The sequence below is a fragment of the Bradyrhizobium sp. 139 genome (assembly GCF_023074175.1).
Taxonomy (GTDB): domain Bacteria; phylum Pseudomonadota; class Alphaproteobacteria; order Rhizobiales; family Xanthobacteraceae; genus Bradyrhizobium.
Genome location: NZ_JADPKS010000069.1, coordinates 197107 through 218584, shown reverse-complemented (window position 1 = coordinate 218584; position 21478 = coordinate 197107). Strand labels below are relative to the sequence as shown.

29 protein-coding genes and 1 tRNA gene are annotated in these 21478 nt (G+C 62.6%); 18 read left to right on the top strand and 12 right to left on the bottom strand.

What is annotated here, in order from left to right; translation table 11 throughout:
- Positions 1 to 387 precede the first annotated feature (387 nt).
- From IVA80_RS16650 to IVA80_RS16635, 4 genes are all read right to left on the bottom strand, one after another.
- Positions 388 to 840, bottom strand: a complete 453-nt coding sequence (locus IVA80_RS16650) for a VOC family protein (protein WP_247432074.1) — start codon at positions 838 to 840, stop codon at positions 388 to 390.
- Positions 789 to 1697 carry a hypothetical protein gene (locus tag IVA80_RS16645; protein WP_247432069.1) on the bottom strand — a complete coding sequence of 303 codons (909 nt, stop codon included), beginning with the start codon at positions 1695 to 1697 and terminating at the stop codon, positions 789 to 791. The genes IVA80_RS16650 and IVA80_RS16645 overlap by 52 nt, the downstream gene beginning before the upstream one ends.
- A gap of 195 nt (positions 1698 to 1892) precedes the next feature.
- Entirely contained in the window at positions 1893 to 2195 is a 303-nt protein-coding gene (locus IVA80_RS16640; RefSeq protein ID WP_247432064.1) for a hypothetical protein, read from the bottom strand.
- 213 nt (positions 2196 to 2408) lie between these two features.
- The gene (locus IVA80_RS16635) at positions 2409 to 2594 is read right to left on the bottom strand and encodes a hypothetical protein (protein WP_247432061.1); all 186 of its coding nucleotides are present in this window, start codon (positions 2592 to 2594) and stop codon (positions 2409 to 2411) included.
- A gap of 403 nt (positions 2595 to 2997) precedes the next feature.
- Between IVA80_RS16635 and IVA80_RS16630 the strand changes: the two genes are divergently transcribed.
- On the top strand, positions 2998 to 3294 hold the full coding sequence (locus IVA80_RS16630; protein WP_247432058.1) for an HU family DNA-binding protein: 297 nt from the start codon (positions 2998 to 3000) through the stop codon (positions 3292 to 3294).
- A 127-nt stretch (positions 3295 to 3421) separates the two neighbouring features.
- Positions 3422 to 3598, top strand: a complete 177-nt coding sequence (locus tag IVA80_RS16625; protein WP_247432105.1) for a DUF2934 domain-containing protein — start codon at positions 3422 to 3424, stop codon at positions 3596 to 3598.
- Between the two features lie 156 nt (positions 3599 to 3754).
- Here the strand turns inward: IVA80_RS16625 and IVA80_RS16620 are convergent, their stop codons facing one another.
- Positions 3755 to 3985, bottom strand: coding sequence for a hypothetical protein (locus IVA80_RS16620; protein ID WP_247432055.1), 231 nt, complete (start codon positions 3983 to 3985; stop codon positions 3755 to 3757).
- 361 nt (positions 3986 to 4346) lie between these two features.
- Between IVA80_RS16620 and IVA80_RS16615 the strand changes: the two genes are divergently transcribed.
- The gene (locus IVA80_RS16615) at positions 4347 to 4484 is read left to right on the top strand and encodes a hypothetical protein (protein ID WP_247432053.1); all 138 of its coding nucleotides are present in this window, start codon (positions 4347 to 4349) and stop codon (positions 4482 to 4484) included.
- Between the two features lie 637 nt (positions 4485 to 5121).
- The gene (locus IVA80_RS16610) at positions 5122 to 5319 is read left to right on the top strand and encodes a hypothetical protein (RefSeq protein ID WP_247432050.1); all 198 of its coding nucleotides are present in this window, start codon (positions 5122 to 5124) and stop codon (positions 5317 to 5319) included.
- On the opposite strand, the gene IVA80_RS38360 is transcribed toward IVA80_RS16610, so the two are convergent.
- Positions 5316 to 5441 carry a hypothetical protein gene (locus tag IVA80_RS38360; protein WP_256467425.1) on the bottom strand — a complete coding sequence of 42 codons (126 nt, stop codon included), beginning with the start codon at positions 5439 to 5441 and terminating at the stop codon, positions 5316 to 5318. The genes IVA80_RS16610 and IVA80_RS38360 overlap by 4 nt on opposite strands.
- Positions 5442 to 5518: 77 nt before the next feature.
- Complete coding sequence (locus IVA80_RS16605) at positions 5519 to 5785, bottom strand: hypothetical protein (protein ID WP_247432047.1); 267 nt, start codon at positions 5783 to 5785, stop codon at positions 5519 to 5521.
- Positions 5786 to 6030: 245 nt separating this feature from the next.
- On the opposite strand from IVA80_RS16605, the gene IVA80_RS16600 reads away from it, so the two are divergent.
- Entirely contained in the window at positions 6031 to 6318 is a 288-nt protein-coding gene (locus IVA80_RS16600; RefSeq protein ID WP_247432044.1) for a hypothetical protein, read from the top strand.
- Between the two features lie 67 nt (positions 6319 to 6385).
- On the opposite strand, the gene IVA80_RS16595 is transcribed toward IVA80_RS16600, so the two are convergent.
- Positions 6386 to 6547: a hypothetical protein gene (locus tag IVA80_RS16595; RefSeq protein ID WP_247432041.1), complete on the bottom strand. Its 162-nt coding sequence runs from the start codon at positions 6545 to 6547 to the stop codon at positions 6386 to 6388.
- A gap of 279 nt (positions 6548 to 6826) precedes the next feature.
- Between IVA80_RS16595 and IVA80_RS16590 the strand changes: the two genes are divergently transcribed.
- The 5 genes from IVA80_RS16590 (at position 6827) to IVA80_RS16570 (ending at position 9693) form a co-directional block, all read left to right on the top strand.
- Entirely contained in the window at positions 6827 to 7588 is a 762-nt protein-coding gene (locus IVA80_RS16590) for an NAD-dependent protein deacetylase (RefSeq protein ID WP_247432038.1), read from the top strand.
- Positions 7589 to 7785: 197 nt separating this feature from the next.
- Entirely contained in the window at positions 7786 to 8421 is a 636-nt protein-coding gene (locus IVA80_RS16585; protein WP_247432035.1) for a cold-shock protein, read from the top strand.
- Between the two features lie 123 nt (positions 8422 to 8544).
- Positions 8545 to 9027 carry a DUF192 domain-containing protein gene (locus tag IVA80_RS16580; protein WP_247432032.1) on the top strand — a complete coding sequence of 161 codons (483 nt, stop codon included), beginning with the start codon at positions 8545 to 8547 and terminating at the stop codon, positions 9025 to 9027.
- A gap of 94 nt (positions 9028 to 9121) precedes the next feature.
- A tRNA-Pro gene (locus IVA80_RS16575) sits at positions 9122 to 9198 on the top strand.
- A gap of 168 nt (positions 9199 to 9366) precedes the next feature.
- Entirely contained in the window at positions 9367 to 9693 is a 327-nt protein-coding gene (locus IVA80_RS16570; protein WP_247432030.1) for a phage portal protein, read from the top strand.
- Here the strand turns inward: IVA80_RS16570 and IVA80_RS16565 are convergent.
- Both IVA80_RS16565 and IVA80_RS16560 read right to left on the bottom strand, forming a co-directional pair.
- Positions 9679 to 9879 carry a hypothetical protein gene (locus tag IVA80_RS16565; RefSeq protein ID WP_247432027.1) on the bottom strand — a complete coding sequence of 67 codons (201 nt, stop codon included), beginning with the start codon at positions 9877 to 9879 and terminating at the stop codon, positions 9679 to 9681. The genes IVA80_RS16570 and IVA80_RS16565 overlap by 15 nt on opposite strands.
- A 571-nt stretch (positions 9880 to 10450) precedes the next feature.
- The gene (locus tag IVA80_RS16560) at positions 10451 to 10609 is read right to left on the bottom strand and encodes a hypothetical protein (protein WP_247432024.1); all 159 of its coding nucleotides are present in this window, start codon (positions 10607 to 10609) and stop codon (positions 10451 to 10453) included.
- A gap of 326 nt (positions 10610 to 10935) precedes the next feature.
- On the opposite strand from IVA80_RS16560, the gene IVA80_RS16555 reads away from it, so the two are divergent.
- Complete coding sequence (locus tag IVA80_RS16555; protein ID WP_247432021.1) at positions 10936 to 11127, top strand: hypothetical protein; 192 nt, start codon at positions 10936 to 10938, stop codon at positions 11125 to 11127.
- 22 nt (positions 11128 to 11149) lie between these two features.
- Here the strand turns inward: IVA80_RS16555 and IVA80_RS16550 are convergent, their stop codons facing one another.
- Positions 11150 to 12328 carry an OpgC domain-containing protein gene (locus IVA80_RS16550; RefSeq protein WP_247432018.1) on the bottom strand — a complete coding sequence of 393 codons (1179 nt, stop codon included), beginning with the start codon at positions 12326 to 12328 and terminating at the stop codon, positions 11150 to 11152.
- A gap of 255 nt (positions 12329 to 12583) precedes the next feature.
- Between IVA80_RS16550 and IVA80_RS16545 the strand changes: the two genes are divergently transcribed.
- The 3 genes from IVA80_RS16545 to IVA80_RS16535 all read left to right on the top strand — a co-directional run bounded on the left by IVA80_RS16545 (position 12584) and on the right by IVA80_RS16535 (position 14315).
- Positions 12584 to 12889 carry an ETC complex I subunit gene (locus IVA80_RS16545; protein WP_247432015.1) on the top strand — a complete coding sequence of 102 codons (306 nt, stop codon included), beginning with the start codon at positions 12584 to 12586 and terminating at the stop codon, positions 12887 to 12889.
- 205 nt (positions 12890 to 13094) lie between these two features.
- Positions 13095 to 13586 carry an Lrp/AsnC family transcriptional regulator gene (locus IVA80_RS16540; RefSeq protein ID WP_247432012.1) on the top strand — a complete coding sequence of 164 codons (492 nt, stop codon included), beginning with the start codon at positions 13095 to 13097 and terminating at the stop codon, positions 13584 to 13586.
- Between the two features lie 429 nt (positions 13587 to 14015).
- Positions 14016 to 14315, top strand: coding sequence for a DUF3551 domain-containing protein (locus IVA80_RS16535; protein WP_247432009.1), 300 nt, complete (start codon positions 14016 to 14018; stop codon positions 14313 to 14315).
- A 155-nt stretch (positions 14316 to 14470) separates the two neighbouring features.
- On the opposite strand, the gene IVA80_RS16530 is transcribed toward IVA80_RS16535, so the two are convergent.
- A complete protein-coding gene (locus IVA80_RS16530) occupies positions 14471 to 15499 on the bottom strand; it encodes an AraC family transcriptional regulator (RefSeq protein WP_247432005.1) in 1029 nt (342 codons plus the stop codon).
- Between the two features lie 100 nt (positions 15500 to 15599).
- Here IVA80_RS16530 and IVA80_RS16525 point away from each other — a divergent pair, with 100 nt between their 5' ends.
- The 4 genes from IVA80_RS16525 (at position 15600) to IVA80_RS16510 (ending at position 21383) form a co-directional block, all read left to right on the top strand.
- Positions 15600 to 16772 carry an isovaleryl-CoA dehydrogenase gene (locus tag IVA80_RS16525; RefSeq protein ID WP_247432002.1) on the top strand — a complete coding sequence of 391 codons (1173 nt, stop codon included), beginning with the start codon at positions 15600 to 15602 and terminating at the stop codon, positions 16770 to 16772.
- A 79-nt stretch (positions 16773 to 16851) separates the two neighbouring features.
- Positions 16852 to 18456 carry a carboxyl transferase domain-containing protein gene (locus IVA80_RS16520; protein WP_247431999.1) on the top strand — a complete coding sequence of 535 codons (1605 nt, stop codon included), beginning with the start codon at positions 16852 to 16854 and terminating at the stop codon, positions 18454 to 18456.
- Positions 18457 to 18460: 4 nt separating this feature from the next.
- Entirely contained in the window at positions 18461 to 20464 is a 2004-nt protein-coding gene (locus IVA80_RS16515) for an acetyl/propionyl/methylcrotonyl-CoA carboxylase subunit alpha (RefSeq protein WP_247431996.1), read from the top strand.
- Positions 20465 to 20471: 7 nt separating this feature from the next.
- Positions 20472 to 21383, top strand: a complete 912-nt coding sequence (locus tag IVA80_RS16510; protein WP_247431993.1) for a hydroxymethylglutaryl-CoA lyase — start codon at positions 20472 to 20474, stop codon at positions 21381 to 21383.
- Positions 21384 to 21478 lie beyond the last annotated feature (95 nt).

Here is a 21478-nt window from a genome sequence, read left to right as displayed (position 1 = left end):
GCTTGCCTTCCAACCAAGCCGCGCGACGCGCGCCACAAATAGCGCCGTAGCTAGCGCGGCTTGGCTGGAAGGCTGCCCGGGGCCCGTTACCCCATCTACAAGTCCGCCTCGCGCGGGTGATAGCGGAATTCGCGGCTTCGGGCGATGCGCGATTGCGGCGCGCCCCTCATGCAAAAAGCTCCGCCCGAGGCGGAGCTTTCCGTAAGCAGAGTGAACCGCCGCAGAGTGAACCGCCGTCAGTGGCCGAAGAACAGCCACAGCAGAATGATCACCGGGATCGGCACACCCAGCAGCCACAACAACAATCCGCGTCCCATCGCGTCCTCCTCCAATCGCATCGTTGAGGAGTGAACGCAGGCGGCAAGGGCTAGTTCCGGCGGCGAGGGCCTACCAATGGCCGGTGTTGGGCATCGACGACCAGGGCTCCTGCGGCGCCTTCGGCTCGCCTTTCTGGAGCAACTCGATCGAGTGCAGGTCCGGTGAGCGGACGAAGGCCATGTTGCCGTCGCGCGGGGGACGGTTGATGGTGACGCCGGCCTTCATCAGCTTCTCGCAGGTGGCGTAGATGTCGTCGACCTCATAGGCGAGATGGCCGAAGAAGCGGTCCTCGCCGTAGGTCTCCTCGTCCCAATTCCAGGTGAGCTCGACCAGCGGCGCGCCGCGCGTTTGCGGCTGCTTCTTGAGCGCCTCGAGATCGTCCGCCGAGCACAGGAACACCAGCGTAAAACGCGCCTTGTCGTTCTCGATCCGCCGCACCTCCTTTAGCCCCAGCGCATCCTGGTAAAACTTCATCGCAACATCGAGATTACGCACGCGCAGCATGGTGTGGAGATATCGCATGGTTGTTGCTCCCTTGAACGGATGGAGGGTTTTTGGTTTTGGGACGGCGGAAGTAGGAGATAGCAGGAAAAGCGGACAAGGGGCAGGGGGCGGGTGCACGTGAGGACGAGACGGCCGGTGAAGCAAATCAGCCAAGCGCGGACCCGCAGAGCGAGCAGGGTAGCGACGGCGGATGAATTTAGTGCACTGTGGGGTTTTCGGACAGGCACACGGCCAAGCGAAGGAACAACGGCGAGCGGCTCTCGAAGCTTGTAAGGCCGCTGAAGTGGGGAAGGGGAAGTAAGACCGATGGCGCGGTGGCTTAGGCGGCCGCGCTCTTCATGGCTAGACGGGTACGGGTGCTGGCTGAAGTAAGTGAGGTAAGCCCTGGCAAGCCTGAGCTGATGCTCTCTAGGCGGTGCTTTTATGAGCGCGATACCCTCCTGAGCCAGCGCCTCAATGTCGGGGTCTGGGTCAGGAGGAATCATAAAGTTCTCCGGATGCAGAGACTTCATCCAGGAATCGAAAGCCATCATTTCAGGCGTGGAGGTGTCCGTCAGCCGGCGGTCCAGCACAATGCCGAAGCCAACCCCCATCTGTGTGTCGCCTTCCTCAACCTTGGCGTGGGCGGTCGGGTCCTTGTCAGCGTGCTTCAGGAAGTTCGCCGCTTCATTGAAGCGCTTCCACCCCGTAGTCTCAATGAAGGTCGTCAGATTGGTCGTAAACCCGTCGCTTCGGTGAGATGGGTAAATGTCAAACAGCACTCGGAATGCCGCACGGGATAACGTGTGAACCGGCAATAGGTCTTCACCGTCGATATAGAGGCGAATTGCGCAATCGAGCTGGCGCTGGGCTGCTTCAAGCTTGGCTATTGCCATACCGACTTATAGCAGAATACGGCGGCAGTGCCGCGCTGCACCCCGTAAGTGAGACACGGTAATTGCTATGACAGGTGATCCCCTAGGAAGCGTCCATTAGGTCACTGTCGGGCTCGGCATCAATCTTCCCGGCACTCGCATCGGTCTGCGACGGAAGAGGCGAACGGCTTCAAGCTGATCGCGCGCCGCCCGCACCTACGCCGCAATCCGTTGCTCGGCGGGCGCCGTCAGGAGCTTGAGCACTTCTGCATGCTCGAGGTCGGGAACGGCGATGGCGGTGTGGCTGTAGCTCGCGTGGGTCCGTGAGTTTGCGATCTTGTCCAGGATCTGGCTGCCCTTGATGACGTGCAGGCCCGTGCCCTGTTGCGAAGGGAAGATCGCGAGCACAACGTCATAAGCTGCGATGACGGCTCGCAGCGCTTCAGCCTTGTCTTCGGCGATATCGACAAAAACACGAACATCAGCCGCGAGTTCACGCAGCTCATTAAAATCCAGCACTGTGGGGTACTCCAACGCAACGATACTGACGGGAGCTTGGCGGCGTTAGGTTACTGAAGTCTCAACAGCGCATGCCCGAGCCACAGGTTTCACGGTGAGGTGACTCCGCGAGGCCGATAAATGAGCGGGCATTGCCGATCTGCTCGACCGCCCGCCGGTGCGCAAAGAACACCTGTGCGGGGAGGGACTATGCGCGCGTCACGCCATAGCGGGTCACTTGGCGTATCCCTGGGAGCGGAGCCACGCGATCTTGCGGTCTCCGTTGATCCAGTCGTCGGCATCTGCCTTGCTGGTGAAACCCTTGATTTCGCGCTGTTCGCTATCCGGGTAGTCTGCCAGGATTTTCCAGTCGTTATCTGCGATCCGGACGGTTTTGAAGGTCACTTTTACTTTTGCCATGCCCGCATTATGCAGGAGTTGGCCTGCAATGAGAACCCGCCTTGTGATGGTTATCACGTGGCTCGGGCACAGACCTCGAGCCCGGCCTGATCGGCATTGCGCCGCCGGTCCCGGAAAAACGAAAACCCCGCCTGGGGAAAGCGGGGCTCTCTGATGGGGTGAAGCTTGGGGACTTCAATGAGTTAGACGCGCCGGCGGGAGAATGGTTCAAAAGGAAAACGACGCGTGCTGCGACATCTTTCAAGGTTGGGTGGAACCCGCGCAGAACCGCTGCTTGTGTTTTGGGCCTCGATGGGTTCTAAGCCCCGTGACTTCATGACCGTCGGCCTGAATCAGCATCACATTTGTGTGGTTCAGCCGCGTCCTGAGCAGAATTTGCTCGCCCGCAAAAAGGAATTCAGACATGGCGAAGATGACGAAGACTCAATTGATCGATGCAATTGCCGAGGGCACGCAGTTGTCGAAGAACGACGTGAAGTCGGTCATCGAGCACATGGCGACGGTCGGGTACAAGGAGCTCAACGAGTCCGGCGAGTTCGTCATTCCCGGATTCGTCAAGATGTCGGTCGTGAACAAGCCTGCGACCGAAGCCCGCATGGGCGTCAATCCCTTCACCAAGGAGCCGATGCAGTTTGCGGCGAAGCCGGCCAGCAAGTCGGTGAAGGCCTCGCCGCTGAAGGTGGCCAAGGACTCCGTCTAGGCGGCTTGCGCTGTTGTTGCGGCGACTTGCTGTCGCGAAGCGCCGCAACGACCAGCGTGTAATGGTGCACGGCGAAAAGGAACTCTCCGGCGGTGTCAGGCTTTGCCTTTCGAAAGGGAGGCAGCAGATGGCCAATTTAAGCGAGGAAGAGATTCGAAACCGCGCCTATCAGCTCTGGATGGAAGCCGGCGAGCCCGCGGGGAAGATGGACGCTTTTTGGTATCAGGCCGAAAAGCTGCTTCTCGCCGAGCGAACCGAGCAAGGCGAGGTGCCGCCGGGGATGACGGACAATCTGCCTGTCTGACGACGGACGGCCGCGCTGCCGGCGCCTTAAAGAAAAACCCCGCGTTGGTTGCGGGGTTCTTCAAATCCGGATGGCCGCGTCACTCAGCCGCCGGCACCACTGAATTCGGTCCGACAAACGCGGGGAGAGAACGTTCGTTCCCAGCGCGCCAACCCGCTAGACCGACACGTCCACAATCGCCGGCGTATCGATCTGGCGCTCACGCCAAACGACAAGATCGCATTTGGGATTCAGCCACTGGTATTCGGAGCCGTGCGCCTTCAAATGCTGGAGCGCCGCATCGTGCGCACTGGTCTGGTCGGGCGCTTCGACCATGATCTCCACGGTCTCCTCGACCTGACGCACCACCTCGACGGCGAAGTATTTCTTGTAGTTTTTCCTGGTCACGGTCCCTCTCTCTGGAGACAGTAACGGGAAGGGCGCAAGCGCGTTCCCGTCAGCCGGCCGCCAAAAGAAAAACCCCGCGCTTTTGCGCGGGGCTCTCTTGGCTGGCGGTGGTGGGATTTCAGCGCCTGGCCGCCAGCCGTATCTGCGAACTTAAGGTTGAATATCCAAAAAGCAACAGCCGCGGTGACGGAGCATGTTCGTCAGGCGGCATTGCCGATTGACCGGCGCTGAAATTCGCAGCTTGCATCGGTCCGGGCTGTGCTCGAATGGCTCGAGGCGATAGGCGTGGGAAATCACGCGCGACGGGCTGGACATTTCGTTCTCATTTTGTTCTAGTTAGCCATCACGTTGGAGGTGACCGATGACCATCGAGAAACAGCGCGAAGTGATCAGGCTCTGGAATCAGCTGAGGAAGGTCGAGGGCCCGGCCGCGGAAGAGCTCCGCATCCAGATCCTCGAATGTTTTTCCGAGAAGGGCAGCGACAAGCGAGCAGCGTAAGAGGTGTCGGCGGTCGTCTCGAATTCTTGCCGCCGAAGAGTCTTGCCGTTGAAGAGTCTTGCCGTTGAAGAATCTTGCGGTTGAACAATCTTGCCGTGGAAGACGTGAGCGCGCGCCTTCATCGATCGTTAGGAATCGCTCCGCGCTGATTTTCTCGACTCCGATTCGTTCTTTGCGAACGAAATGGAGTCGGATGCAGAACAAGGCGTGCCTTCTGTGTCGATGCGGGACACGCCTTGTCGCAGCGAGTCGGCGTGATGCGTCGCGGAGTCACGGAGTGATGGGTCGTTCGTGTGATCGTGCGTTCGCTGCGGCCGATCCCACACCACGGGCGATCCACACCATTTGTTTAGAGTCGCTCCGCACTGATTCCGTCGATTCCGATTCGTTCTCTGAGAACGAAATGCAGGCGAAGCTGGAACAAAAGCGTACCAGCGGCTCCTCCGGAACCGGTCTTGCGCACCTGCTAACGAAAGTTTGCGCGAAAGCGGATAACCCTATTCGGTTAGGTTAAAAGCCCAATCGCGTTGCGCTTGCCGCTGCTTGGGATAGGTGTCTGGCAAAGACCGACAAGAAGCGCTTTGCCAAGACGCAACTTTGCCAACCCAACTTTCAACCCAGCTTCAAGACAGCTTTCGTGACACCTATTTCAGAACCCTCGTTTTATCAGGGCGACCGGCACACCTACCGGCGTGTCGCGATCGTCGGCACGCTGTTCTGTCTCGCTTTCGTGCTGATCAGCTTCTCGCTGCGGCCGCAGCTCGAGGACACGCGCATCGCGGTCAAAGCCGACAGGCTGGTGCGCACGGCAGGCCAGGCGCCGCGCGCCAATTAGCGCTCGTCGTTGCGGATGGGATCGTCGGCCGAATTGTCGCCGCAGGCGCCGCCGCGGGTCGCGAGCGCGACGAAGCCCGCATAGCCGGACAGGTTGAGCAAAACTTCGAGCCACGCGGGCATGTCGGGCCTCTTCTGCGTGAAGATGACCTCAACGTGTGCGCGAAACGATCGTTCCCCGCTCGCACAAACAAACTCGCTCAGACTGGGGAGGAGGGGTCGAGCCGCCGGCCGAGGGTCGCAACGGATTCGCTCGACGGCGAATCCTTGAGAAACTCGGCGATGGCCCGCGCCAGTTCGCCGTCGCTCATCGGCGTCGGCGGCGGGTGCAGCGTACCGACACCGAAATTGCGGACGATCTCGTCGTAATGTTGGTCGCGGGATTTGGGAACGAGCCTGCGGATACGGGCCAGCAAAGCGGATATCGGCAATGTTTCCTCCTCGGCATCCGCCCCATTGGCAGCCATTGATGTCTGCTGCCATTTGCTTTCCGTGAAACCAAAAACCCCGCCAGCATCGCGGAGGATACTGACGGGGCTTCGTGCTGTCGCCTCGACCGGATGGCGGAGGCTTCCGCACTTGAAAGTACAATCTTCGGAGCGCGCTTGCGTTCCCTGCTTGCTGACATTTTTTCTGCAACTCGGGTTCCGCGGCTGCGCGCAACCATCGCAATCAGTCCGCGTTGTCTCGGCGAGGTGCGAAGGAGGAAAACATGAAGAAGACACTGGCCGTTCTGGCCGCGGTCGCAGCCGTCGGCGCGACGGCGGTCGCAGCCCCTGCGCCGGCCGAGGCGCGCGGTCGCGGCATTGGCCCGGGTCTCGCATTCGGCTTGGCCGCCGGCGCGATCACCGCGGGCGCGGTCGCTGCGTCGCATCCGTACGGTTACGGCCCCGGCTACGGCTATTATGACAGCCCCGGTTACTATTACGGTCCCGGCCCGTACGCCTATTACGGTGGCGGCCCGTACTACCGCCGGCATTACTACTACCGTCACTGGTAACGGTCGAACAAGCAAAAAGCCCGGAGCGATGCTCCGGGCTTTCTTATGCGTGGCGATCGGAGACGTCTTACGGCCAGAGCGAGGGCCGCTCCGCCTTGCGCGCGTTGTCGAGCGTTGACACGAAATACTCTTCGCGCTCGCGCTGGAATTTTTCCTGCGTGGCACGGAATGCGGCGACACGGGCGGCGATCTCTTCGCGTTCGCGGATTTTGCGTTCGTCTTCGGTCATATCAATCCCCTTACACCTGAGTATATGTGCACACCTCAACTCAAGCAGCGCCGCCGCATCACGCCTTGAGTCGCATTCAACACCTGCATTGGCGCTTCTGATTGGGGCGTCAATGGGGAGGAGGCATTGCAGGATTGTGATAAGCGAGGGTCGGAAAAATTGCTGAGCGCGGCTTGCTACAAGTTCTCTTGAAGTTCTCTTGGCGGTGGATAAAAGCGTCAACAAACTTGTCGCTTGCGCATCTTGCAGCAAGCGCAAAGCCGAATCGGGAGGCCGCGATTGATTGCATCGGATCTTCGCAGCGGCGTTGAACGGCTCGGCGACATGATCGCCGAGGCGAAGAGGATCGTGCCGTTCACCGGGGCCGGCATCTCGACCGAATGCGGCATCCCCGACTTCCGCTCGCCGCGTGGAATTTGGACGCGCAACCGACCGATCCCGTTCGACGAATTCGTCGCCAGCCAGGAGGCTCGCGACGAATCCTGGCGCCGCCGCTTTGCGATGGAGGAGGTCTTTGCCGCGGCCAAGCCCGGCCGCGGGCATCGCGCGCTCGCCTCGCTCTACCGCGCCGGCAAGATTCCTGCCGTCATCACCCAGAACATCGACAATCTGCACCAGGCTTCGGGCTTCGCCGCCGGACACGTGATCGAACTTCACGGCAACACCACTTATGCGCGCTGCGTCGGATGCGGGCAGGCTTATCAGCTCGACTGGGTGAAGTGTCGCTTCGACGAGGATGGCGCCGCGCCCAACTGTACCGCGTGCGACGAGCCGGTGAAGACCGCGACGATCTCGTTCGGCCAAATGATGCCCGAGGACGAAATGCAGCGCGCGACCGCGCTGTCGCAAGCCTGCGACCTCTTCATCGCCATCGGTTCCTCGCTCGTGGTGTGGCCGGCGGCGGGCTTTCCGATGATGGCCAAGAACGCCGGTGCACGTCTGGTGATCATCAATCGCGAGCCGACCGATCAGGACGATATTGCCGACCTCGTCATCCGCCATGACATCGGCGAGACTCTCGGGCCCTTTGTCGCAAATTGAGGCATCAGTTTGATTCGCGGCCATGCAAGCTGTTCATAGGTTCCGGCGAATCTCTTTTTTATCTATGCGTCGCAACCGGGAGTGTTATCTTTTGAGTCGAAAGATTCGCGTCGCGTCATTTGAGAAGATTCTCTAAAGACGCGTGATTCGACGCCGCCAATCAGGCGGGTTGCATAGCATGTGTGGGGTCCGGGGTTATGGGGTCGTCGGACGGATTTGAGTCCAAGAAGATCGGAGTTCCCGCGGTGGGCGAACACGGCGGCGGCGGTCGCGACAGCGCGCTCAGCCCGTTCGCCGAACCTGGTGAGGGCAGCGCGAACCTCGTCGAGGTTCACGGCGTCATCAAATGGTTCGACGCCTCAAAGGGCTACGGCTTCATCGTTCCCGACAATGGCTGGCCCGACGTGCTCCTGCACGTCACCGTGCTTAGGCGCGACGGCTTCCAGACGGCCTATGAGGGCGCCCGCATCGTCGTCGAGTGCATCCAGCGCGCCAAGGGCTACCAGGCCTTCCGCGTGGTCTCGATGGACGAGTCGACCGCGATCCATCCGGCGCAGATGCTGCCGCCGCGCACCCACGTCACGGTCACCGCGACCAGCGGGCTGGAGCGGGCCCAGGTCAAATGGTTCAACCGCCTGCGCGGCTTCGGCTTCCTGACCTGCGGCGAGGGCACGCCCGACATCTTCGTGCACATGGAGACGCTGCGCCGCTTCGGCATGACCGAGCTGCGGCCCGGCCAATATGTCCTGGTCCGCTTCGGACCCGGCTCCAAGGGCATGATGGCGGCCGAGATCCATCCCGAGACGGGATCGCCCGGATTGCAGTCGCACTAGCGGCCGCCGATCGCAATTCCCGCAATCGTGACAAGAGGCGCGCAGGCCGGCCGGCGCGGCTCTGGCTTTTGTCACAGTCGCCGCGTAAGGACTGGTCCAGTCCCACGCCCTGAGTACCGTCCCATGAAGTTCGATCGAAAGGCTGTCTGGTCCATGGCGAGGGGCTGGCTGGCCGCCATCCTCGTCGTCGGTTGTGCCGCCGCGAGCGCGCCCGCCGGTGCCGCCAGCTTCCAGCCGCTCGAGATCGTCACCAGAAGCGGCGTGCAGGTGTTCTCGGTGGAAATGGCGACGACCGAGGAGGAGAAGCAGAGCGGGCTGATGTACCGCAAGGAACTTGCTGACGGAAAAGGCATGCTGTTCGACTTCAAACCCGAGCAGGAAGTGTCGATGTGGATGAAGAACACCTACGTCTCGCTCGACATGATCTTCATCCGCGCCGACGGCCGCATCCTGCGCATCGCCGAAAACACCGAGCCGCGGTCGACCAAAATCATCTCGTCCCAGGGGCCCGCGCGGGCCGTCCTGGAGGTGGTGGCGGGAACGGCGCAGAAATACGGCATCCGCCCCGGCGACCGCGTCGGCCATCCGCTGTTCGGCACCAAATAGGGCCATCGGGCGTGGCGTTGCCAGCTTTGCCGACGCCCGGAGGGAGCTTGCTGGCGCTTTGGGAAGCGTGTATCGACGGGGCTCGCCGGACATTCGGGGTATAGCGCAGCCTGGTAGCGCGGCAGTTTTGGGTACTGCAGGTCGTTGGTTCGAATCCAGCTGCCCCGACCATATTCCTAAAATCAATGTCTTGTACGAATGCAACCAACTAAAAATGGTGCAACTCGTAACAGTTGGTCGGCGCAGCTATTGGATGCCGAAACAAAATTGCACAGCACACAGCACAGAGAGACTTCCTCGCTCCGCCTGACCAGCGGGCCAACCTCTGTTGTGTACCTTTTGTCCTTCGCGACCCGCTTCAAATCTCTTCTCGGCATCGAGACCAAAGCCGCGACCAGCCTAGCTGACGGCAGCGGCTTCTATTTCGATTTGTTCGCCGCGAGCCCGACGCTGGCCGGCGTGACTGTCACGCCTCATACCGCCATGACGTGCGCTCCACTCGCGTGCGCGGTGCGATCGATCTCCGAGGCGGCCGGCTCGCTGCCCCTTCACATTTACAAAAAGCTCCCTGACGGCGGCAAAGAGAAGGCCCCCGATCATCCGCTCTACGCCCTTTTGCACGACGCGCCGAACGGCTGGACCCCGGCCGCGCTATCCCGCAACTAGCTCACGGCCGACGCACTGTTGCAGCCCTGGGGCGCCTTCGCGCAAATCGTTCGCGTTGACGGCGGCAAGGCGGCCGAACTGATGCGGCTCGATCCCAAGACCGCACCCGTTTCCGTAGACGACCGCGACCTCGAACCGACCTACAAGGTGAATGGTCGGGAGTTCGCCGGCATAGACCTGATCCATCTCCCGACGCCGGCTTACGACCAGCGCGGCGAGAGCCGTCGGCGCCAAGCCGAACGTGTGGTCGAGATGCAGGCCTTCAGCTCTGCTTGCCTTGCATGCAGGCTATCACGAACGACCGCATGTTATTGCCACCCTTGGCGTTCTCCATCCCGGAGCCGAACCCGCGTTCCTTGGCGAGCTGCCTGCACTTTTCGAGCTTCGCTTGGTTCGGTGCCGCTTTCGGCGCAGTGCTTTGCTGTGCTTCCGCAGCCGTGATCCCAAGCACTAGAGCGGCAGCGATCGATAATCTAAACATCACAGCCTCCAATGAACGTAAGAAATAAGCACAAATAAATCACCACCGGCGGCGAATGTCGAATCGTTCGAGCCCGCTTATTCTCTGCGCACGCCACTTCCGCGCGATTGTTCAAGGCATTGCGCCGGCCGGTCCGGCGCAGAATTCGCAAAATTGCGTCGAACCTTTGGCTGTCGCCACAGACATATGGGTGTTGGGGGATTTCAGCGCCCAATGCCTAAACGGACGCCGCCAAGCGATGATATTCCGCTTGCGCGGCGTTGCGCTTTTTCGGGATCAGTTCGTCGCGTACCAGCCGAGCGGAAACGGCAGGAACGGCCAGACCAGGTTATTGTCGTTGGCGGCCTTCGGCAGCTCCTGCGCCGGCGTCTTCGCGAGCAGCGCCGGCGGCGTCGATCGGAACGCCAGGCGCAGACATGCACATTGCAAATTCATTGTGGTTGCCTCAGCAAGCCTATGCTTTTCAAAATTCCAATTCTTTTAAAATTCGTGCCAGCTCAAAAATCACCGCGCGTCCTCAAAACGACGTGCTCATTCTCAAATCGCGCATCCAGTGTAGGAAACTCGGCGCCGGCTTTCAACCGCTCTTGCCGCACGCTCACAAGAAGTAAGGTTGATCGGTTAGGTTAAGGGCGAGCGGTTGTTGCGGCCGCTTTGGCGGCTGTTATCAGATCGGTCCGGCTCGCGATGGGCTGCCTGCAATCGGTGCTCACGCAGGATCACAGTTCGTCGCGGCGCTCATATCCGGTGAGTTCTGCGTCATGTCTTTCGATCTCAACGCCCGAACCGTCCATTCGCAATCAAGCTGGACCGAGATCTGGCACCTCTGGACCGTGATCGTGCCGCGCCGCTCGATCAACGGGCAGTTCGTCTATGGCAGGGTCTGGCGCCGCCACGACGGCCGCGACTGGATCTACAAGAAGTTCACCGAGTACGACAGCGAAGCGGCCTGAGCCGGCTCCTCTGCCGCCGGGATCAGGCGGCCTTTGCAGGCGAGGAGGCCGCGGGCTTGGCCGGCGGCGGCTTCAGCGGCTTGTCCTGCTTCTTCGACCACGAGATGTAATAGGCCACCGTCGTCATGATCGCGATGCCGGCGACGCTGACGAAGATCTGCGCCAGCAGCGAGCCGGAGCTCATCGACAGCTCGAAATGGCCGACGAAGGACAGGAACACGCCGACGCAGAACACGGCGAGCGATTGCTGGCCGCACACGATCACCGGATCGAATATCTTCCACTCCAGCCCCGGCCAGTCCTTGGGCACGAAGCGGATCACCATGATCACGATCACGACGAAATGGATGAAGCGATAGGGCGCAAGGTTGGTCTTGTCGTTTGGATTGAAGGCCGAGAACAGCCACTCCGGGAACAGCGCGGCGAGTCCCGGGAAGCGGCCGGCCATGGTCATGATCAGCGCGAACAGGAGATAGGCGAGGCACAGGTAGAGCGTGATACGCGAATTGATCAGCGTCATCGAGCGCCGCGCGCCGCCCATGGCGCACCAGGCGCCGAACACGAACAGCACCTGCCAGCAATACGGGTTGAAGTACCACTGTCCGGCCGGATAGGCGTTCAGGTTCAAGCCGAAGTGGCGCGCGGTCAGCCACAGCACGATGGACAACGCCATCGTCAGGTCGGGCTTGCGCAGCATGAACCAGAGCACCGGCGGAAACAGCCCCATTAACACGATGTAGAGCGGCAGCACGTCGAGATTGAGCGGCTTGAAGCGCAGGAACAGGCCCTGCCGCAGCGTCTCGGTGGCGTTGTCGACGAGGCCGGCGACGTTGAACTCGTTGATCATCTCGGAATCGCCGAAGCGCAGCGCGAGATAGCTGATCGAGGCGATGTAGATCACGAACAGGATGATGTGGGCGACGTAGAGCTGCCAGACCCGCTTGGTCAGCCTTGTGGCGCCGACGAGGAAGCCGCGCTCCAGCATCATCCGCGCATAGACGAAGGAAGCGGTGTAGCCAGAGATGAACACGAACAGGTCAGCGGCGTCGGAAAAGCCGTAATTGCGCGTCGTGATCCAGTTCACCACGTTGTCGGGGATATGGTCGAGGAAGATCGCCCAGTTTGCGATGCCGCGAAACAGGTCGAGCCTGAGGTCACGGCCCTTTTCGGGGAGCGTGGCGTTGATGTTCAGGAAGGCCATGCGACGGGAGCTTTCGGAGGGCACAGATGCGCTGATGTCGGCGAGGCAGTGCCGCCGGGCGGGATCCCGGCGCGGAAGGCGGGTATGCAATTGTCACGGTGCAGCATAATGACTATACCCGTCGGCAGGTGCCCGGGGGCGCGGAATCACCGATCAGTTCCCGAACGGTGTCTCTATACTATGCCCGCGGTTTCCACCAACTGCCACCGTGACGCATCGAAATCGAACGAAAAGACCAAGAGGCCCGGACCAGCCATGACCGCACGCATTTTCAAGCCCGCCAAGAACGCGATGCAATCCGGCCGGTCCAAGACGAAGGAATGGCAGCTCGATTACGAGCCGGAGCAGCCGCGCGCCGTCGAGCCGCTGATGGGCTGGACCTCGTCCGGTGACATGAAGCAGCAGATCACGCTGCACTTCCACAGCAAGGAAGAGGCGGTCGCCTATTGCGAGCGCAAGGGCATCGCCTACCAGGTGATCGAGCCCAACGAGTCGGTACGCCGGCCGGCCGCCTATGCCGACAATTTCTCGTTCCGCCGCGGCGAGCCCTGGACGCATTGAGGCTCGATCAGGTTTACGTTCGCCACGCCCGGGCTTGTCCCGGGCCTCCACGTTGTTGGGACCACGTGAAAGAACGTGGATGGCGGGGACAAGCCTGGACAAGCCCGGCTATGACGCAGGACTCGCCCACCGTTGAAGTCCTTGGCAGCGATTCCGCGGCGTGCTTCGCTGGCGCGAGGCAAGACGGATCAGGGCGGGGTGGGGTATGGCCGGGCGTGACCAGCTCGACGGCGTCGACTTAAAGATTTTATCGGAGCTGCAACGGGACGGACGGGTTCGCAACAACGAGCTGGCGCTGCGCGTCGGCGTCTCAGCGCCCAATTGCCTGAGGCGGCTGAAATCACTGTTCAGCCGCGGCGTGATCCGGGCGGTCCGCGCGGTGATCGACGAGCGGCTGCTCGGCTATGAGGTGGTGTCGTTCGTCTCGATCCAGCTCGGCAGCCAGGCGCAGCCGGTGCTGGAGGCCTTCGAGAGTTCGATCGCCGCGATCCCGCCCATCCAGCAGTGCTGGCGGATTTCGGGCGACACCGACTATTTCCTGAAATGCGTGGCGCCGAGCGTTGAGAGCATGCGCCAGCAGCTCCTGCACTTTGCCGCGATGCCAAACGTGAAGAACGTCCGCAGCTTCCCCGTGCTCGGCGTCGCGAAGGACGTGCCGCTGCCGTTGCAGGAGCTTGTAGCCGCGTCGGCGGGATAGAGCAGGGCAATCGCAGACGAAAAAGAACGTAGCAGACGGTTTTGTCGCGGCCATCCTTCGAGACGCCCGCTTTGGGCGGGCTCCTTCGGACGAGGGCTCGGTTCGCGGCGAAATTCTAGACCTCCTGGTGAGGAGCACTGCCTTAGGGCGTCTCGAACCATGAAGGCCAGCATGCTCACAGCCGCTCCGAAGCATTATCTGCGATAGCCGAGCGGCGTTGCCCGACGGCGATTTCAGAAAAGGCGAATCGTGGATCCACTTTTTTACTTAGTAACTCACCTAACTGTGACATGTGATTTGGGAAGTCCTGCAATGCGCTAAGCCGTGATTGCCGGTTCCGAGGCCCGGCCTACATGCGAGGTGTGAACCTCTGCCTGCGTGGCAGGCCGAGGACTCCTTTTGTGGGACCCTGAAGCAGGAAAAGACAACATGACAACGATTTCGAAGACGTTCGTCGCATCCGCTGCGACGCTGTTTGCATCTGCGTTTCTCATGATGACCGCACCGGCTGCGAACGCAGACGACTTCTGCATCACCAATGGCGCCCAGGCAGCTCATGGCTGCGGCTATCCGACCATGGAGGCCTGCCGTGCCGCATCCGGCGGCATCGGCGGCTCGTGCTCGCAGAGCAGCGGTGCGAAGACCTCGAATGATGCGCTCGCCTATCAGCCGAAGCAGACGAGGTCGCGCACCAAGCTTCGCTCGGGCGGGCAGACCAACTCGAACTAACACCTGAAATCGAGATCGGTTTCGAGATATTGCGGCCCCCGGGGGTGAGCTCGGGGGCCGCAACAGCATGACGGCCCGTGGTTCTGCGCGCCGATGCGTGGCGAACGAAGGCCTCGTGGCGCATCCTTCGAGACGTCTGCTTTAAGGCCCGCGCCTCAGCGATACCGGCCGCGAAACTCGCGCGGGGAAGCGCCGGTCCAGGTGCGGAAGGCGCGGGAGAAGCTCTTTTCGTTGCGGAAGCCGGCGATCTCCGCGATCCGCTTGATCGGCGCATGGCCGCGCATCAGCTCCTGCTTGGCGAGCTCGAACTTTGCCTCTTCCTTGAGATCGCGCAGCGAGGTCGCTTCCTCGCGCAGGCGGCGATGCATGGTGCGGGTGGAAAGCGCGAGCTCGCTTGCGATGTCCTCCGCGCCGAGGATACGTCCGCGCGCTTCGCGAAGCACGCGGCGGACGCGCTCGACCAGCAGCCGGTCGCGCCGATAAGGCAGCACCGTCAGCCGCAACGCGCCCTTGAGCATGTTGTCGAGGTCGGCCGGATTGCGGGTGAGCGGCAGCGAGAGATAGTGCTTGTCGAAGACGATGCCGGCCCGACCGGCACCGAAGCTGACGGTTTTGCAGAAGATGGTCGGATAGACCGAGACATGGTGGGGCTCGGGAAAGGGAAATTCCGCCGCGCGGAGCGAGATCGCGGAATCGATCGCCCAGCATGAGAAGCCGAGCACATAGCGGAGCAGGGTGACCAGGCAGAACTCGCGAACCGCGCCAAGGTCGCGCTGCTCGCGAAGGGAGATGACCGCGGTCTCGCCGCTGACGGCCAGTTCGAACAGCACGTCCTCGGTCAGCAGGCGGTGATGCCGGCACCAACGCTTGACCGCGACCTCGAGATTGGGCGCAGTGATCGAGGCGCGGCACAGCATGCCGTAGGTGCCGAAGGGCAGCCGGCGCGAGAACCAGCCGAGTGCCTCGTCGTCGAGCTCGCGCATGGCATGGCCCGCCAGCGCCTCGAATTGGCCGGCCGTCACCCGCCCATCCGGAGAATTGACAAGGTCTGGCGCTACCTGACCCCGGCTCAGCGCCTCGGTCGGATCGCGGCCGTAGCGTTCGTAAGCGGCAACGACGCCGCGGACGAAGGCGGCAGGGGTCACGGCGCGGCGCGGGGTCGCGGCGGCGGCTTGAAAAGGCATGGGAAAATCCTCGCCAAGTTTGGCGGAAAATGCAACCTTTTCGACCGCAGAAGGGCCCTGATGCCGTTAGGTTCGGTCCCCAAAATACGGAGGAATCGCCTTGAACATCCCGAGCATCGATTTCGATCTGGGCGAAGACATCAGCATGCTGCGCGACACGCTGCGCGCCTTTGTGGAGGCGGAGATCAGCCCGCGCGCCGCCGAGATCGAGAAGGCCAATCTGTTCCCGGCCGATCTCTGGAAGCGCTTTGGCGACCTCGGCCTGCTCGGCATGACCGCGCCGGAGCAATATGGCGGCTCCAACATGGGCTATCTCGCCCATGTTGTCGCCATGGAGGAGATCTCGCGCGGCTCGGCGGCCGTGGGGCTGTCCTATGGCGCCCATTCCAATCTCTGCGTCAACCAGATCCGCCGCAACGGCAACGACGCGCAACGCGCGCGCTATCTGCCAAAACTGATCTCCGGCGCCTATGTCGGCGCGCTGGCGATGTCCGAGCCCAGCGCCGGCTCCGACGTCGTCTCGATGAAGCTGCGCGCCGACAAGCGCGGCGACCACTATGTCCTCAACGGCTCGAAGATGTGGATCACCAATGGCGGCGATGCCGACGTGCTGGTCGTCTATGCCAAGACCGATCCGGCGGCGGGACCGCGCGGCATGACCGCATTCCTCATCGAGAAAGGCTTCAAGGGGTTTACCCACGGCCAGCATCTCGACAAGCTCGGCATGCGCGGCTCCAACACCTATCCCTTGTTCTTCGATGAGTGCGAAGTGCCGGAGGAGAATGTGCTCGGCGGCGTCGGTGAGGGCGTCAAGGTGCTGATGTCCGGCCTTGACTATGAGCGCGCAGTGCTCTCGGGTGGCCCGCTCGGGATCATGGCGGCCTGCATGGACGCCGTCGTGCCCTACATGCATGAGCGCAAACAGTTCGGCCAGCCGATCGGCGATTTCCAGCTCATGCAGGGCAAGCTCGCCGACATGTATTCGACCTGGCAGGCCACGCGCGCCTATGTCTATGCCGTCGGGCGGGCCTGCGACCGCACCGATCATGCGCGCACGCTGCGCAAGGATTCGGCCGCCGCGATCCTTTATTCCGCGGAGAAGGCGACGTGGATGGCCGGCGAGGCAATCCAGGCACTCGGCGGCGTTGGCTACACCAGCGAGTTTCCGGTCGGACGTCTCTGGCGCGACGCAAAGCTCTACGAGATCGGCGCGGGTACTTCGGAAGTGCGCCGCATGCTGATTGGCCGCGAGCTGATGGCGGAGACGGCGTAAGCCCCCACAATTGGAATTGCCGCGAAATGGGTCCAACCTGTCCGCGGCCCCTCAGCAATCACCAGAAACGCGGGACCACATGCCGCTCCATTCCAGCATCGATACGTCTTCATCGGACTTTGCGGGCAATTCCGAAGCCATGCGCGGGCTTGTCGCTGATCTGCGCGAAAAGCTGAGCCAGGTCGCCGGCGGCGGCGGCGAGGTCTCGCGCAACCGCCACACCATGCGCGGCAAGATGCTGGCACGCCAGCGCGTCGATCTGCTGGTTGATCCCGGAACCTCGTTCCTGGAGCTGTCGCCGCTTGCAGCTTACGGCCTGTATGGCGGTGACGTGCATTCGGCGAGCGTCGTCACCGGTGTCGGGCGCATCTCGGGCCGCGAATGCGTGGTCGTCGCCAATGATGCCACCATCAAGGGGGGTACCTATTACCCCATGACGGTGAAGAAGCATCTGCGCGCGCAGGACGTGGCGCGGCAGAACAACCTTCCTTGCATCTACATGGTCGATTCCGGCGGCGCCTTCCTGCCGCTCCAGGATGAGATCTTTCCGGACGAGCGCCATTTCGGCCGCATCTTCTACAACCAGGCCCAGATGTCGGCGGCCAGCATTCCGCAGATCGCGATCGTGATGGGCTCCTGCACCGCCGGCGGCGCCTATGTCCCGGCGATGTCGGACGAGAGCATCATCGTGCGCAATCAAGGCACCATCTTTCTCGGCGGCCCGCCGCTGGTGAAGGCCGCGACCGGCGAAGTCGTGAGCGCGGAGGAACTCGGCGGCGCCGACGTGCATTCGCGGCAGTCCGGCGTGACCGACCACTACGCCCAGAACGACGCCCACGCGATCGGCATTGCCCGGCGCATCGTCGGCACGCTGAAGCCACAGGCGCGGCCGAACCTCAACATGCATGCGCCGCGTGATCCGCTGTTTGCGGCGGAGGAGATCTACGGCGTGGTGCCGGTCGACGGCAGAAAGCCGTTCGACGTGCGCGACATCATCGCCCGCGTCGTCGACGGCTCCGAGTTCGATGAATTCAAGAAACTCTACGGCACGACGCTGGTGTGCGGCTTCGCCCACATCTGGGGCTATCCGGTCGGCATCATCGCCAACAACGGCATCCTGTTCAGCGAGAGCTCGCTCAAGGGCGCGCATTTCATCGAGCTGTGCTGCCAGCGCGGCATTCCCCTGGTGTTCCTGCAGAACATCACGGGCTTCATGGTCGGCAAGAAATACGAGGCGGGCGGCATCGCACGTGACGGCGCCAAGCTGGTGACGGCGGTCGCGACCGCCTCGGTGCCGAAATTCACGGTGGTGATCGGCGGCTCCTATGGCGCCGGCAATTACGGCATGTGCGGCCGCGCCTACTCACCGCGCTTCCTCTGGATGTGGCCGAACGCGCGTATCTCGGTGATGGGCGGCGAGCAGGCCTCGATGGTGCTGAGCCAGGTCCGGCGCGACAATGTCGAGGCCAAGGGCGATAGCTGGTCGAAGGAAGACGAAGAGACATTCCGCAGCCCGATCCGCGCGCAATATGAGAGCCAGGGGCATCCCTATTATGCGACCGCGCGTCTTTGGGACGACGGCGTGATCGACCCGGCCGACACCCGGCTCGTGCTCGGGCTTGGCCTTTCGGCGGCGTCCAATTCGCCGATCGAGCCGACGAAATTCGGCCTGTTCAGGATGTGATGCGATGGACCGCTCAAAACTCTACCGGCGTTTTCGCACCCTCCTGATAGCCAACCGCGGCGAGATCGCCTGCCGCGTGATCCGCACCGCCCGCGCCATGGGCCTGCGCACGGTCGCGGTCTATTCCGAGGCCGACCTCGACGCGATGCATGTCGCGCTCGCGGATGAAGCCGTGCTGCTCGGGCCCGCACGAGCGCGCGACAGCTATCTCAATGTCGAGCGGCTGCTCGAAGCCGCGCGAAAGACCGGCGCGGAAGCGGTGCATCCCGGCTACGGCTTCCTGTCGGAGAATGCCGAGTTTGCGCAGGCCTGCCTCGATGCGGGTCTGGTCTTCGTCGGCCCGACCGCCGGGATGATGACGGCGATGGGCTCGAAATCCGGCTCCAAGGCGCTGATGGAGAAGGCCGGCGTGCCGCTGGTGCCCGGCTATCACGGCGAGGCCCAGGACGAGGCGACGCTGGCGAGAGCGGCCGACAAGGTCGGCTTTCCCGTGCTGGTGAAGGCTTCTGCCGGCGGCGGTGGCCGCGGCATGCGCGTCGTCCGATCTGCGGACGAACTTGGGCCCGCGATCGTCAGCGCCAAGCGGGAGGCAAAAGCCGCGTTCGGCGACGATCGCATGCTGATCGAAAAATATGTCGACAATCCCCGCCATATCGAGGTGCAGGTGATCGGCGACAGCCATGGCAATCTCTTGTCGCTGTTCGAGCGCGAATGCACGCTGCAGCGCCGCCACCAGAAGGTGATCGAGGAAGCGCCGTCGCCGACGCTCAACGCCGCGCAGCGCGAGACGGTCTGTGCCGCCGCCCGCAAGGCGGCCGGTGCCGTGAATTATGTCGGTGCCGGCACGATCGAGTTCGTATCCGACGGCAAGGACGTGTTCTTCATTGAGATGAACACCCGTCTGCAAGTCGAGCATCCCGTGACCGAGCTGATCACCGGCATCGACCTCGTCGAGTGGCAGCTGCGCGTCGCTTTCGGCGAGGCGCTGCCGCTCAAGCAGGACGAGATCCGGCTCAACGGCCACGCCATCGAGGCGCGGGTCTACGCCGAAAACCCGACCAAGAATTTCATGCCATCGGTCGGAAAGATCTCGACCTGGCGATTGCCGACGGAAAGCGGAGGCCTGCGGATCGATTCCGGTTATCGCGAAGGCGATAGCGTCTCGCCCTATTACGATGCGATGCTCGCCAAGATGATCGCATGGGCGCCGACGCGGGATGTCGCGATCGAGCGGCTGAACCGTGGCCTGGAAGACTCCGACGTCCGCGGGATCGTCACCAATATCCCGTTCCTGTCGGCGCTGATGACGCATCCGAAGGTACGGGCGAACGCGATCGACACCGGCTTCATCGAGCGCGAGCTGGCGGCCCTGACGCCGGCCGCATCAGCGCCCGGCGAGCTCGAGCTGTGCGCCGCGGTGGCCGCGATCGTCAATGATGAGCGACAGGCTGCGCAAACGGACGTGAAGTCGCCCTGGCAGACCTTTGGCTGGATGCCGGTCGGCCGCCGCCAGCGTGGTTTTGCCTTCCGCGTTGGACACGGCTCCGAGCAGACGATCACGCTGAACTACGGCAGCGGGCCGTCGACGCTGGTCATCGGCGAGCGCGAGCTGGCTTTCGCGATTGCTCCGCGTGACGGCGGCTTCGATCTGACGCTCGACGGCGTCAAATCGGCCGTTGTGGCTGTGATCGACGGTCATGAGCTGTATTTGCGCACGCGCAACGGGCGCTTCGACCTGCACTGGGTCGATCCGTTCGGCGGCGAGACCGAGGAGCAGCTCGGCGCGGACAAGATCGCAGCACCGCTGCCGGGCACGGTTGTCGCCGTGCTGGCCGAGGAGGGCGCCAAGCTCGAAAAGGGCGCGCCGATCCTCACTCTAGAAGTGATGAAGATGGAGCAGACGCTGCGCGCGCCCTATGCCGGCGTGCTGAAATCCATCAAATGCAAGGTCGGCGACATCGTCCAGGAAGGCGTCGAGCTGGCCGTGGTCGAACTGTCAGGCGAGTGAGAGCGGCATGAGCGAGCAGGTTCGCATCATCGAAATGGGGCCGCGCGACGGCCTCCAGAACGAGAAGACGCCCGTCAGTGTCGAGGCCCGCATTGCCTTCATTGAGGCGCTGGTTGCGGCCGGTCTGACCACGGTCGAGGTCGGCGCCTTCGTCTCGCCCAAGGCGATCCCGCAGATGGCAAGCTCCGATGCCGTGCTGCGCGGCGTAAGCCATGTGAAGGGCGCCGAATTTCACGTGCTGGTGCCGAACGAGAAGGGCTATGATGCCGCGCGCGCTGCCGGTGCGAATGTGGTGTCCGTGTTCGCCGCGGCCTCCGAAGGCTTTTCGCGGGCCAACATCAACTGCACGGTCGCCGAATCCATCGAGCGGTTCAAGCCGGTGCTGGCGCGTGCCAAGGCAGATGGCGTAAGGGTGCGCGGCTATATCTCCTGCGTGCTGGGCTGCCCCTTCGACGGCGAGATCAAGCCGAAGGCGGTGGCGGATCTCGCCAGCACGCTGTGGGATCTTGGCTGCTACGAGATCTCGCTCGGCGACACCATCGGGGTCGGCACACCGACCAAGGCGAAGGAGATGCTGCGCGCTGTCAGCGCCAACATCCCGACCGCCAAGCTCGCGATGCATTTCCACGACACCTATGGACAGGCGCTTGCCAATCTCTATGCCGGCCTGGAGGAGGGCGTCCGCGTCGTCGATGCCGCCGCCGGCGGCCTCGGCGGCTGCCCCTACGCGCCGGGCGCGACGGGCAATGTCGCGACCGAGGATGTCGTCTACATGCTCGAAGGCATGGGCGTCGGGACTGGCGTCGACATGGACAAGCTGCTCGCGGCTACGAACGAGATGAGCGTCGTGCTGGGCAAGCCGCCCGCGAGCCGCGTGGCGTCCGCGCTCAACGCCAAGAAGAAGCGCGCCGTTTCCTAGCTCCTCGTCATTGCGAGCGAAGCGAAGCAATCCAGAATCCTTCCGCGGAAAGAGTCTGGATTGCTTCGCTGCGCTCGCAACGACGGTGGAGAGAG

Excerpts from the sequence above, each read along its gene's own strand:
- IVA80_RS16650 (WP_247432074.1), bottom strand. The coding sequence starts at position 840 with ATGCGATATCTCCACACCATGCTGCGCGTGCGTAATCTCGATGTTGCG.
- IVA80_RS16645 (WP_247432069.1), bottom strand. The coding sequence starts at position 1,697 with ATGGCAATAGCCAAGCTTGAAGCAGCCCAGCGCCAGCTCGATTGCGCA.
- IVA80_RS16635 (WP_247432061.1), bottom strand. The coding sequence starts at position 2,594 with ATGGCAAAAGTAAAAGTGACCTTCAAAACCGTCCGGATCGCAGATAAC.
- IVA80_RS16630 (WP_247432058.1), top strand. The coding sequence starts at position 2,998 with ATGGCGAAGATGACGAAGACTCAATTGATCGATGCAATTGCCGAGGGC.
- IVA80_RS16625 (WP_247432105.1), top strand. The coding sequence starts at position 3,422 with ATGGCCAATTTAAGCGAGGAAGAGATTCGAAACCGCGCCTATCAGCTC.
- IVA80_RS16615 (WP_247432053.1), top strand. The coding sequence starts at position 4,347 with ATGACCATCGAGAAACAGCGCGAAGTGATCAGGCTCTGGAATCAGCTG.
- IVA80_RS38360 (WP_256467425.1), bottom strand. The coding sequence starts at position 5,441 with ATGCCCGCGTGGCTCGAAGTTTTGCTCAACCTGTCCGGCTATGCGGGC.
- IVA80_RS16605 (WP_247432047.1), bottom strand. The coding sequence starts at position 5,785 with ATGGCTGCCAATGGGGCGGATGCCGAGGAGGAAACATTGCCGATATCC.
- IVA80_RS16600 (WP_247432044.1), top strand. The coding sequence starts at position 6,031 with ATGAAGAAGACACTGGCCGTTCTGGCCGCGGTCGCAGCCGTCGGCGCG.
- IVA80_RS16595 (WP_247432041.1), bottom strand. The coding sequence starts at position 6,547 with ATGACCGAAGACGAACGCAAAATCCGCGAACGCGAAGAGATCGCCGCC.
- IVA80_RS16585 (WP_247432035.1), top strand. The coding sequence starts at position 7,786 with ATGGGGTCGTCGGACGGATTTGAGTCCAAGAAGATCGGAGTTCCCGCG.
- IVA80_RS16580 (WP_247432032.1), top strand. The coding sequence starts at position 8,545 with ATGAAGTTCGATCGAAAGGCTGTCTGGTCCATGGCGAGGGGCTGGCTG.
- IVA80_RS16565 (WP_247432027.1), bottom strand. The coding sequence starts at position 9,879 with ATGGATCAGGTCTATGCCGGCGAACTCCCGACCATTCACCTTGTAGGT.
- IVA80_RS16560 (WP_247432024.1), bottom strand. The coding sequence starts at position 10,609 with ATGAATTTGCAATGTGCATGTCTGCGCCTGGCGTTCCGATCGACGCCG.
- IVA80_RS16555 (WP_247432021.1), top strand. The coding sequence starts at position 10,936 with ATGTCTTTCGATCTCAACGCCCGAACCGTCCATTCGCAATCAAGCTGG.
- IVA80_RS16550 (WP_247432018.1), bottom strand. The coding sequence starts at position 12,328 with ATGGCCTTCCTGAACATCAACGCCACGCTCCCCGAAAAGGGCCGTGAC.
- IVA80_RS16545 (WP_247432015.1), top strand. The coding sequence starts at position 12,584 with ATGACCGCACGCATTTTCAAGCCCGCCAAGAACGCGATGCAATCCGGC.
- IVA80_RS16540 (WP_247432012.1), top strand. The coding sequence starts at position 13,095 with ATGGCCGGGCGTGACCAGCTCGACGGCGTCGACTTAAAGATTTTATCG.
- IVA80_RS16535 (WP_247432009.1), top strand. The coding sequence starts at position 14,016 with ATGACAACGATTTCGAAGACGTTCGTCGCATCCGCTGCGACGCTGTTT.
- IVA80_RS16530 (WP_247432005.1), bottom strand. The coding sequence starts at position 15,499 with ATGCCTTTTCAAGCCGCCGCCGCGACCCCGCGCCGCGCCGTGACCCCT.
- IVA80_RS16520 (WP_247431999.1), top strand. The coding sequence starts at position 16,852 with ATGCCGCTCCATTCCAGCATCGATACGTCTTCATCGGACTTTGCGGGC.
- IVA80_RS16515 (WP_247431996.1), top strand. The coding sequence starts at position 18,461 with ATGGACCGCTCAAAACTCTACCGGCGTTTTCGCACCCTCCTGATAGCC.
- IVA80_RS16510 (WP_247431993.1), top strand. The coding sequence starts at position 20,472 with ATGAGCGAGCAGGTTCGCATCATCGAAATGGGGCCGCGCGACGGCCTC.